This window comes from Nostoc sp. FACHB-280 (assembly GCF_014697615.1).
Classification (GTDB): domain Bacteria; phylum Cyanobacteriota; class Cyanobacteriia; order Cyanobacteriales; family Nostocaceae; genus Nostoc_B.
The window spans coordinates 24,244-34,426 of the sequence record NZ_JACJSD010000063.1; the positions used below are offsets into that span (position 1 = coordinate 24,244).

The window sequence follows — 10,183 nt, forward strand, 5'->3', positions numbered from 1 at the left end:
TCTCTTTTGTCCCTAGCCTCTAAGCTCTCATGTAAAATCGAATATATACAAAGAAAAACGTGCAATCATGTCAGATTTAAGGGCAGAGTTAACAGAAGGTTTAGATGAAGCGGAATGGGAATGGTTGATTCCTCATGTGCAGCGCGATGCAGTGATTTTGGTCGCACCAGGGCTAAACTTGTTAGATGTGGCAGAAGCGATCGCTAATGATAACACGCAATTTGTACAGCAGTGGATTGACGAGCAATTAATCACCAAACCTTCCGTAGACCAAGTGGGAATATGGAATGGCGATCGTCAAAAACGCTTTAACACTTTGATTGTACAGCCCTTTGTGCTAGTACAAGAAATGGCTGCGTAGGCAAGTAACACAGTAAAAAGTAAAAAGTAAAAAATTGATTTTTGCTCTTTTACTTTTTATCTTCTGCTCTCAATTCTGGGTTTCCCACCCTTGCTAGGGTCATTTGCACCAGTATAACCAGTTGCTACCCACATTAACGCTCTAGCTCCATCACGGATAGATTTTTCTATTGGTTCTGGTGGTGATTTTGAAGGAACAGATATCGGCTGAAAGTCAATTCCTCTGCTACCTAAAACTATCTCACCGATGACCGAAGCACGACGCATGTGGAAATCGGATGTAATCAAATAAACTCTTTTTATTCCCTTAGCTTTCAAATCATCTACTAAACTGGTAAAATTAGTAACTGTATCTACCGCTTCATAATCCAAGTGTAACCGCTTGGGATCAACACCAGCCTTGACAAACACACTGCGAGTTGTTCTAGGTGGACTCCCACCCGTAATCCAAATGGGTAACTTTGGATGCTTACGTACAAACTCCGCAGTAAATTTCTCTCTTTCTAATTTTCTGGTTGAACCACCCAATACTAAGACTGCTTGAGGTGGCTGGGATTGTTTTTGAACTTCTTTGTAACCGAACCAAATTAATATCGGTAAGGCAAGAAGCATAAACCGAAAAGATTTACCTGTAAACAAAAAATTGTTCTTCAAGGCTCTATGATTTCGTGTAGCTAAGACGTATATTCTCTGAATAAGCTAAAAATATAAGTTAGAGTAGCAGATTTTTAGCAAATCTGCCCTGTTTTTTCCAAGGAATTTGCTGTTTCTACCTACTAATAAATTGAACATAAAACCCATTAGCAGGCATTTAAGAGTTAAATTCACACAAATTCGGAATATTCCGTAAAAACTGCTGACTAATCATCTTGCTTCCATACTCTTGTAACTTACAATCATCGGTTTATACCTTTAATCATCCTCTTTCGTTAGCTACCGGATGAATTGTACACTTAACCTTCAGAGATGGGTAGCATTATGGCCAAAAATTTGTATGACTGAGCTAACTTGTCGGGCTATCACTCCATACTGAACCACTTACGACACTAGAAGCACTCCGTTTTCATGAGTGCTTCTAGTGCCAACCTCTAAAAAAATTAACATCTAAGTTGTGTAAAACCTAACTTTTCCATCAGGATTGTTCTGATTGAATTTATCAGCAGCAATACTCGCGCTACCTGAAAGTCTGCTAATAATTCGCTCATGCAAAATCATGGCTTGTTCAATATGACCATCTTCAATCATTTTTTCAAAAACTCTCATACTGACAGCAATGACGTTTTTGTTATTTTCAATATCTGCCTCTAATTCAGCATCTAACTGTGCCATTCGACGCTCGATTGTTATACGTTGAAGCTCGGCATTTTTTTGGAATTTTAATCGATCAGTATTTTCTTCGTTGATTTGTTTCGCTAGATCCAATGCTTTACCGACTAGTGGAACCATCTGAAAAGCCAGTTCAACATATTCCGAAACTTGTGGGACTGCAACAATTTCTGCATAGTGTTTATTTGACATAATTTTCTCATCCATAACTTCCTAGTTCCTTCGATTAATAGGCTTAACTATTTCTTTTTGCATGATGGTCTTTAATGACTGTCCTCCTTTGTAACAATCTTCAACAGCTTTTTGCTCTGTTTCTGGTAACTCAGATAATTTTTTACCTTGAGAAGATAATTGAATCACAGTATCAAGATGCCGCATTATACAATTTACAGCAACTTCATGAACCCACCTTTCCTGCTTAATTCCTTCTGAAATCTTTCCATAGGTTCTTATAGCTCCGCTAATTTCCTCACACATTAGATCAACATCTGCTTGTAATTTCTCAAGTTTTGTACGCTGCTGAGATGTAGTATAGAGATAAGAAATTCCACTAATAGCTGTGGCAATAGCAATAGAGGCAATATCACCCTTTTGTAACTGTGTGAGATTTTTCCCCTGCAAAACACTTACTACATTTTGCGAAAAACCTTGAAATACGTTTGTTAATTCTCTATGAATCGCGTCAGGTTGTAAATCATTAGGATAGACAAAATCAAGAGCAACCTTTAATTCTCTTGGCGTTGGAATATTTTCATCTCGGAGACATAGTTCATGAAAAAATGGTCTGATTGCAGCTTCATATTTTGGTATTAAGTCGGACTGTAGCTGATTCCTGTATTGTATTAATTGGTAAATATCATCATTAAGTACTAATTCAGCATCTAGTACTTGATTTTGAGCCATTTCATAGCGACTTTTTATTGAGTCTGCCCAGCCTTTGGGGTTCTCAAAGATGTTACTTGTTGACCGCTTATGCGAAGGTTGGATAGAAGGGTCATATTCATATAAGTTATGTTTTTGTCTTGCTAAAGCAATTGCTCTTTTGCGCTCTTCCTCAGTTTCTTTTGCTGCTCTTATTTTTTGTTCTTTTGCTACTCTTATTTTTTGTTCTTTTGACCAAATAACATATCCTATAAAAGTAATCGCACCTAAAATCAGTGCCACTAGAGGTGTTGCTGCCAAACATAATAGATAAATAATTCCAAGTATAAAAAAGCCGAATAATTTTAAGCAGCCCATCATTATAACCCTTTAAAAACTCAAAATTTTACAATCCAGTTTTTTAGGAGACGTTTTAGGAATTTCAACCAATTTCAGAAATTCTGTTTAATCAAATTTCATTTTACAAGTAATTTTTTTTATTACTGATAACTGTAGTTAAAAAGTTACGCATAATATATTCACGTTGAATATGATTTTATTTCAAAATCGAATTCTAAACTTCAAATCCATATTTTTCTCTTAATAAAATTTTCAGTTCATTATTAGGTTCTTCTCCATAACAAGAACCAATAACCTTTCCATAATTCTCTAAATCAAGAATACTTGTATTTAATTTGAGTGCTTCTATAAACTCTTGTTCTAAATGTGGACTTACATAAATAAAATAATATGCCCATCGACCGCTACTATCTTTAGCCTTGAGTTTATGAATAAGATGACCTCGTTCTGCAAAAAACTTATTTTCATGCTTGTGATTATTGTTTTTTTGCTTTAGTGCATCTACATTACCCATACCAATAAGTCCTAAAAAACAACGTTCAGGTAAGTTGTATTTATCTTGATCATCCTTTGAGGAATTTAATCCATACTTGAGTGCAGAGACAACTTGAAAATTACCTATAAACACTAAATAAACTAATGCTTCGTCACGGTCATTATAAGAGTACATATTATCCCGAAAAACTTGCAGAAGCGGGTCTATCATTTCCGTTATAAAGCACCCTAGCCTTCCTAACGCAATGGCTACACGTCTTTTAGCTATGCTCGGTAAATGTGAAAAGATTAAACTTTTTATCGCTTCAATATCTTTTGGGTGATGGAGATGTGATATTTTTGGTACATTCTTTAGAGGCTTACCTCCATCTGCCACAACCACCCATTCGTAAATCCAGTCTGCTTGAGCAAATACAGTTTTTTTAGGAGTACATACACTCAAAATCAGAGCAGAATAACTCCGCGCAAAAGCATCATGTTTGTTATTCATAACAACTTGCCGCAAAATGTCTAGTTCTTCATTAGCAAAAGTATAGTTTTTATAAGAAAAACTATCTCTTGCGCTTGTTAGCCATGAAAGCGCCCATATTGCTGTAGTTGACACTGCATAATTACTCTCTGTATCTTGTTGAACAGCAGTAAGCAATACTTTTACTACTTTACGCAAGAGTAAATCTGGTAAGAAATCTATTCTTGTACTATTCTTCTGAACTTGTGGACGATAAAATGTTTCAATTAAGTTGAATGCTGCGTTAATTCGTTCTTCAACCGAGTATAAGATATTTAGTTTTTCCAACAAGGGTGTTAATATTTGAGTTGCATTTCCGACATTGAGAATTTCAATATTTGTGATTGCTATATTGAGAAAAATACTACCAATTTTGTTTCGACGATCATCACGATTTTGTATATAACTTTGTAATAATCTTTCATACAAGATTTGTCCAAAACAAGACTGCATAACTGAAGCAAAGGCTTCATCCATTAAAGTATATGATTTGCTTAAGCCATCAAGGTCGCTGAGATTATTTATAGCTTTATCTATTACTAAATAAACTGTCTCGTCCTTCAAATCAAGCTCTGTTGCTAGGCATTGCATAGCAAAATTAGACAAAGCACGAGCTTCTTTCGATGATCTTTCATCAGATAACAGCCTTAAAATTACATCATCAGCAGTGACAAGACCTAAATACTCTGACTGATTGTTTTTTTGACCTATTTTAGATATCGCAAGACGCATAAACTCCCGCCAGTGAGTAGCAACAACTGGCTCAGTTTTTTGATTTGTACCCAAAATTTCAATTGGTCTGTCTACAATCGGTATGTTATGCACCTTTTGAAACAAAGAATCTAATATATCTAAACTTTTTTGTTGGCGCTCTTTTTTTAGAGATTCTATGTTCTTAGCTACCCTTACTATTTCTTTCTCACATTCTTCAATTTTTTTTCGTAATCTAAATCTTTGTTCTACACTACTAATAACAAGTTCTTTCTCTAGATAAGCAAGTTGTTCTTGCCACCAAGTCTTCGCCTCTTCTAGATCCTTTAAAATCCCATATTCCCGATTATCTGCTGACATTCTCTATCTCCGAACTATTCTCTTAATTTTCTGCCATGCTTTGTACATCAAGCCCTCGGTTTCCATCTCCAGTTCGTAAGATGCGATCGCAGGAATTAAAGGCAACACTACCTTCAACTTGGCTGAAGCTGCTTTATCTTGCTCCTCTAACTTGTCTCGAATTTCGTGCAGCAGAAAAATTAATTCTGAAGGATGAGTAGTAGAAGATATCTGTTCTATAGATACAACTGCTTGTTCTACTTTAACCAGTTGGGTTTCTGCTTCCTCATCAGAGATAATAATTGCTTCTTGTGGGTAAAGTCCCCAGTATTCTGTTTCGTATTTACGAATAGCCGGAAGAATATCTCGCCTAATGCGTTGCTTCATCTCAACCCTCACAGTTATATGAGGATTCATGATTAACTCTTTTTCAAATTCCCCTAGTTGTTCGTAGAGTATATTTAAAATATCTTTTAAGTCGTTCAGTCTATCGTAATCGCCCATAATTTAATTTATTTTTGTTAAAATAATACAGTTTTAGAAAATTCTGAATTATGAAATCAAATCATTTGAGTTAATTTTTATACTTTAACTAAAGTAATATCTTTCTTTTTTTACGCCAGAGTGAAGCCTTAATTTTTAGTTTGATGAAATGCCAGAGATTTGTTAATTTTTCCAAAAACCACATCAATAAGGGTATACTGTTCCAGATTTGATTTTTGACAAAATAGACTGGATAAAAGCTTGACATAATATATGCAAGTTTAGTTTTTCAGTATATTTAGCAATATTGAATCAAAATTATTCTAATCTAAATAGGAGTATTTCAGCATTTCTTCTGATTAGAATAGCATAAGGTTTTTCTGTCTTGCAAAACTCTGCAATAAATGGTTTTTAGTCGATATGCCTGTTTGTTGGAATGTTTGACTCTTGAAATGACGTAAAATCCAGGGCTTAAAATATATGTATTACATATCTTTACAACCCACCTCAATTTATGGGGATCTCAGTGTTTCCCCCTAAAGTCACTTGTTTCACAACTTTGTGAGCTTTCCCTTGTTTTTTGAAGATTGAAGGGATTATTTAGTAAACGGGACTGGTGCGTCTCGAACGCACGACCTAGCGCTTAGGAGGCGCTCGCTCTATCCAACTGAGCTACAGCCCCAACTACGAAGCATAAATATAATAGCAGTAGTTTCAGCTAGAGTGCCACGAACTGTCCCAAGAACCGCCACCTATTTCTAAACCACACAGAGAACTCTGTGATTTTAGGATAATTTGAGATTGTTTGTCACTAATTTTTCGCAACTCCAAATTCAGATTTCCTTGCATGGTATCTCGACAACAGTACATTAAACCATTTGTTGTCGGCGCACGCAGGGGTGTACCTGGTAGATGCGTAGTTCCTGCTAACTCAACCTCGTAGTTTAAATTTCTAGCTTGCATTTGCCATCTACCCCAAGGTTGAATTTGCCATTGTACTTGGGAATTCCACGGTACAAATTCATAAAATTTGCCTTGATAATGCACTCCAATCATGGCGACAGATTCCATCCACCACAACACACCGCGTCTACCACCACCTGCGGTTAATGCTAAGTTAGGTTCGCCATCAAAGCAATTACAGTTGAGCCAAAACCATTTTTGGGGAAACGCCCCGCCCCAGTTTTTCTCGCCGTAGGCTGGCGCGTCGGTAAATTCATAAATTTTGCCGTTCCAGTCTATCCAACCACTGGCCAAACCATGTGCCATTAAAATTTGCCAGCCAGGTTCAAAAATCTGTAAAAATGACAACCAGCCAGCTGTTGATTGCTGAAAGCTATTTTGGTTTCCCCAGCCATATATCGGCTGAATTTCATACAACCAACGGCAATAAAAACCAGTGGCAGGATCGCGGATGATTCCCTGATTGATCTTACCTGTGGCTTGATAACCTTCTTGAATATGTTGTTCAAATTCTTTGGGTAAAAGGTATATAGGTTGAGTGTTGAGGTTGGTTTTTCCCCAATGTCCTAAAGCTAAGACATCTCGACTAGCCCAAAATTTTTCTACATCGGGAAAAGTCCGGCATAAATACTCATCATTGGGGCCGAGGATTTGGGCTGCACCACCACTGTAAGGTTTACCACCAATGGGATCTTCAATAGAGTACATGAAGGCAAAGGTTTGTCCGCAGTCTGGCAAGGTTACACGATAATACCAGCCTTCAAAAAAACGGCGATCGCTACCATCCCAATGATAGCCACTATGGGGTGTCTGATATTTTACAAGCCCAGAAAACATCTATTTAATGTGTGTGCTAATTGACTATTTTTTAGTATGCGCGATCGCCTGTTAGCAAGCTTGACTCTTTTGAGGTAACAGCTAATAACCGCATATCTCTACTCCATACTCATTCTTTTGGCAGATGATTAACTCCCGACTCTAGATAGAACCGTCTATGTAATTACAGAAGGTATGCTGAATATCATTAAAAGCCAAGTAAAAAAAAGAACTGAAATTTCTTGAGTTCTTAGGAGATTAGTATTGCAATCTCTTGTTGAGTAAGGGTTTAGCTTTGTCAACCAATATTTTAGGAGTGTAATTAATATTATGACAAATTCAGGCGATCGCGAAACTTATAACAGCGAAACTAAACAACAATCCTATACCGATAATTATGGTAACACTCACACCAATGTGACCCGCACCAGTGAAAGTGTTAACAACAATGCGAGTTCTTATAGAAATGGTTACGCCAACGGTCGAGAAATTGAGCGGAATTACCAACAAGCTAATTTAGCTGCCCGTGACAATGACAATGCCTCTCGTGGCTTATTATTAGGCATTTTGCTCACATCTTTAGCTGGCTTAATTGTTGGTGCATTTTGGTACTTTAATCAACCCAGAGAAACAGTAGTTAACGAAACTCAACCAGTCGTAACTCCTTCACCTAACAGTGGGCTTGCATCCCCCCAACCACAACAAACCACAATTATTGAAAGAACCAGAGAAGTACCTGTTGTAGTTCCTCAACAGCAAGTACCACAAGTAAATATACCTGCTCAACCAGACATTAATATCACCGTTCCATCTCAACAACCGTCCAATTCAGAAACACAAACCACTCCTCGCCAAGATAGTACTAACAAATCTGTCGATGGGGGTCAAACCAATACATCTAAAACTGTCGTACCTCAAACCTCAGATCAACCCAACAGCACATCAAATACCAATTCTTCTACTACTGATAATATTGGTAGCGACAAGAATCAGTCTAGATAATCCCCTCAGATTTCCAGTCTGGGGCTACATCACCAAAGCCTGCCTATTGCGCTGGTGCTGCACTTAGCGCACCACGCAGGCTAAATATAGTTCATCTTGCACACAAACACACTTCGACAGGCGAGAGTTACCATCTCCGCAGACTATCTTAAAACCCGCGCAGGCGGGTTTAGTTTGTATAGCCCCAGACTTTAGTCTGAGGGCTATTTGCTATTAGGACTGATGCGCCTTTTGGAATCGCCAACTACTAAATCTCTTAAATGTAACGTAGCACACTTGACAGTCGTCTAAGTCAAGTATGAGGCATCTTGATGAGAGATGACGTAAACTTTTTCAACATAAACACCCGACTCTAGTTATAATTTCCTATAAGTTGAAAAAACTCTTAAGAATTAGCGTAACTAATACGCTGCTCTCAAACCGACTAGCTGACAACCACATTAGGAGGACTATCTATGGCGCTTGTACCATTGCGGCTGCTCTTGGATCACGCAGCTGAGAACGGTTACGGCATCCCAGCTTTCAACGTTAACAATTTGGAGCAGATTCAGGCAATCCTGAAGGCTGCTGCCGAGACAGATAGCCCCGTAATTTTGCAAGCTTCCCGTGGCGCTCGTAACTATGCAGGTGAAAACTTCCTGCGCCACCTGATTTTGGCTGCTGTAGAGACCTATCCTCACATTCCCATTGTGATGCACCAAGATCATGGTAATGCTCCTTCTACCTGCTACTCAGCTATCAAGAACAACTTCACTAGCGTGATGATGGATGGTTCCTTGGAAGCTGATGCTAAAACCCCTGCCAGCTTCGAGTACAACGTTAATGTTACCCGCGAAGTTGTGAATGTAGCTCATGCTTTGGGCGTAAGTGTAGAAGGTGAACTCGGTTGCTTGGGTTCTCTGGAAACTGGCGCGGGTGAAGCTGAAGATGGTCACGGTTTTGAAGGTACTCTCGACCACTCTCAATTGCTAACTGACCCTGATGAAGCTGTTAGCTTTGTAGAAGCAACCCAAGTAGATGCTTTGGCTGTAGCTATCGGTACTAGCCACGGTGCTTACAAGTTTACCCGCAAACCAACTGGCGAAATTTTGGCAATTAGCCGCATTGAAGAAATTCACCGTCGTCTACCTAACACCCACTTGGTAATGCACGGTTCTTCTTCTGTACCTGAAGATTTAATTGCTTTGATTAACGAGTACGGCGGTGCTATTCCTGAAACCTACGGTGTACCTGTAGAAGAAATTCAAAAAGGTATCAAGAGCGGTGTTCGCAAGGTGAACATCGACACCGACAACCGTTTGGCTATCACCGCAGCTGTGCGCGAAGCTTTGACCAAAAATCCCAAGGAATTTGACCCCCGTCACTTCCTCAAGCCTTCTATTACATATATGCAGAAGGTTTGTGCTGAACGCTATGTACAGTTCGGTACTGCTGGTAACGCAAGCAAGATTAAACAAGTTTCTCTGGAAGAGTTTGCTGCTAAGTATGCTAAAGGTGAATTAAACGCTGTCACCAAGGCTGCTGCTAAAGTTTAATTTAGCTAAAGATTTATAGGGAACACTTTTGTGTTTCCTTTAACTGAGGGTTTTAATATTAAAAATAAACCGAGAAACTGTTATGTTTCTCGGTTTTTTTGTTGACATCAATTTATATAAGAGGGACATGATATGACACAGAAGCTAAAAAAGAGACGGAATAAGTTTTCTTAGCTTCAGCTGCTTTGTCACTCTTTCAACTCCTGAATTGTGAATTGTGAATTCTTATATAAAAACTATTAAGTAGCTAGGCGCAATTAAATATAAAACGCTCAAGAGCATATCCATCCTTAAGGCTTCTGGCTTCAATGCCATCAATAATTGCCATCGCTAAATCATAATTATTATCAAACATCTGTCCAGCAATTTCATGAGTCTTCAATTGATGCCATTCCTCCTCAATTCGATTCATTTGAGAACAATA

The 10,183-nt window shown here is 38.2% G+C and carries 9 protein-coding genes and 1 tRNA gene; 3 read left to right on the forward strand and 7 right to left on the reverse strand.

Features of this window, described 5'->3' with window-relative positions:
* The first annotated feature begins 67 nt into the window (after positions 1 to 67).
* Positions 68 to 361 carry a DUF2288 domain-containing protein gene (locus H6G75_RS29410; RefSeq protein WP_190983443.1) on the forward strand — a complete coding sequence of 98 codons (294 nt, stop codon included), beginning with the start codon at positions 68 to 70 and terminating at the stop codon, positions 359 to 361.
* A 56-nt stretch (positions 362 to 417) separates the two neighbouring features.
* Here the strand turns inward: H6G75_RS29410 and H6G75_RS29415 are convergent, their stop codons facing one another.
* From H6G75_RS29415 to H6G75_RS29445, 7 genes are all read right to left on the reverse strand, one after another.
* A complete protein-coding gene (locus tag H6G75_RS29415; protein WP_190983452.1) occupies positions 418 to 972 on the reverse strand; it encodes a YdcF family protein in 555 nt (184 codons plus the stop codon).
* Between the two features lie 492 nt (positions 973 to 1,464).
* Positions 1,465 to 1,893, reverse strand: coding sequence for a hypothetical protein (locus H6G75_RS29420; protein ID WP_190983444.1), 429 nt, complete (start codon positions 1,891 to 1,893; stop codon positions 1,465 to 1,467).
* A gap of 6 nt (positions 1,894 to 1,899) precedes the next feature.
* Complete coding sequence (locus tag H6G75_RS29425) at positions 1,900 to 2,928, reverse strand: hypothetical protein (protein ID WP_190983445.1); 1,029 nt, start codon at positions 2,926 to 2,928, stop codon at positions 1,900 to 1,902.
* 193 nt (positions 2,929 to 3,121) lie between these two features.
* Positions 3,122 to 4,981, reverse strand: a complete 1,860-nt coding sequence (locus tag H6G75_RS29430; protein ID WP_190983446.1) for a hypothetical protein — start codon at positions 4,979 to 4,981, stop codon at positions 3,122 to 3,124.
* A gap of 3 nt (positions 4,982 to 4,984) precedes the next feature.
* Entirely contained in the window at positions 4,985 to 5,464 is a 480-nt protein-coding gene (locus tag H6G75_RS29435) for a hypothetical protein (RefSeq protein ID WP_190983447.1), read from the reverse strand.
* Between the two features lie 587 nt (positions 5,465 to 6,051).
* Positions 6,052 to 6,125, reverse strand: a tRNA-Arg gene (locus H6G75_RS29440).
* Positions 6,126 to 6,157: 32 nt separating this feature from the next.
* Positions 6,158 to 7,243: a tocopherol cyclase family protein gene (locus tag H6G75_RS29445; RefSeq protein ID WP_190983448.1), complete on the reverse strand. Its 1,086-nt coding sequence runs from the start codon at positions 7,241 to 7,243 to the stop codon at positions 6,158 to 6,160.
* Between the two features lie 309 nt (positions 7,244 to 7,552).
* Between H6G75_RS29445 and H6G75_RS29450 the strand changes: the two genes are divergently transcribed.
* Together H6G75_RS29450 and fba are read left to right on the forward strand one after the other, a co-directional pair.
* Positions 7,553 to 8,224 carry a hypothetical protein gene (locus H6G75_RS29450; protein ID WP_190983449.1) on the forward strand — a complete coding sequence of 224 codons (672 nt, stop codon included), beginning with the start codon at positions 7,553 to 7,555 and terminating at the stop codon, positions 8,222 to 8,224.
* Between the two features lie 455 nt (positions 8,225 to 8,679).
* Positions 8,680 to 9,759, forward strand: a complete 1,080-nt coding sequence (gene fba, locus H6G75_RS29455) for a class II fructose-bisphosphate aldolase (RefSeq protein WP_190983450.1) — start codon at positions 8,680 to 8,682, stop codon at positions 9,757 to 9,759.
* Positions 9,760 to 10,183 lie beyond the last annotated feature (424 nt).

Bases quoted from the DNA above. Each gene is read 5' to 3' on its own strand.
- H6G75_RS29410 (WP_190983443.1), top strand. From the start codon at position 68: ATGTCAGATTTAAGGGCAGAGTTAACAGAAGGTTTAGATGAAGCGGAA.
- H6G75_RS29415 (WP_190983452.1), bottom strand. From the start codon at position 972: ATGCTTCTTGCCTTACCGATATTAATTTGGTTCGGTTACAAAGAAGTT.
- H6G75_RS29420 (WP_190983444.1), bottom strand. From the start codon at position 1,893: ATGGATGAGAAAATTATGTCAAATAAACACTATGCAGAAATTGTTGCA.
- H6G75_RS29425 (WP_190983445.1), bottom strand. From the start codon at position 2,928: ATGATGGGCTGCTTAAAATTATTCGGCTTTTTTATACTTGGAATTATT.
- H6G75_RS29430 (WP_190983446.1), bottom strand. From the start codon at position 4,981: ATGTCAGCAGATAATCGGGAATATGGGATTTTAAAGGATCTAGAAGAG.
- H6G75_RS29435 (WP_190983447.1), bottom strand. From the start codon at position 5,464: ATGGGCGATTACGATAGACTGAACGACTTAAAAGATATTTTAAATATA.
- H6G75_RS29445 (WP_190983448.1), bottom strand. From the start codon at position 7,243: ATGTTTTCTGGGCTTGTAAAATATCAGACACCCCATAGTGGCTATCAT.
- H6G75_RS29450 (WP_190983449.1), top strand. From the start codon at position 7,553: ATGACAAATTCAGGCGATCGCGAAACTTATAACAGCGAAACTAAACAA.
- fba (WP_190983450.1), top strand. From the start codon at position 8,680: ATGGCGCTTGTACCATTGCGGCTGCTCTTGGATCACGCAGCTGAGAAC.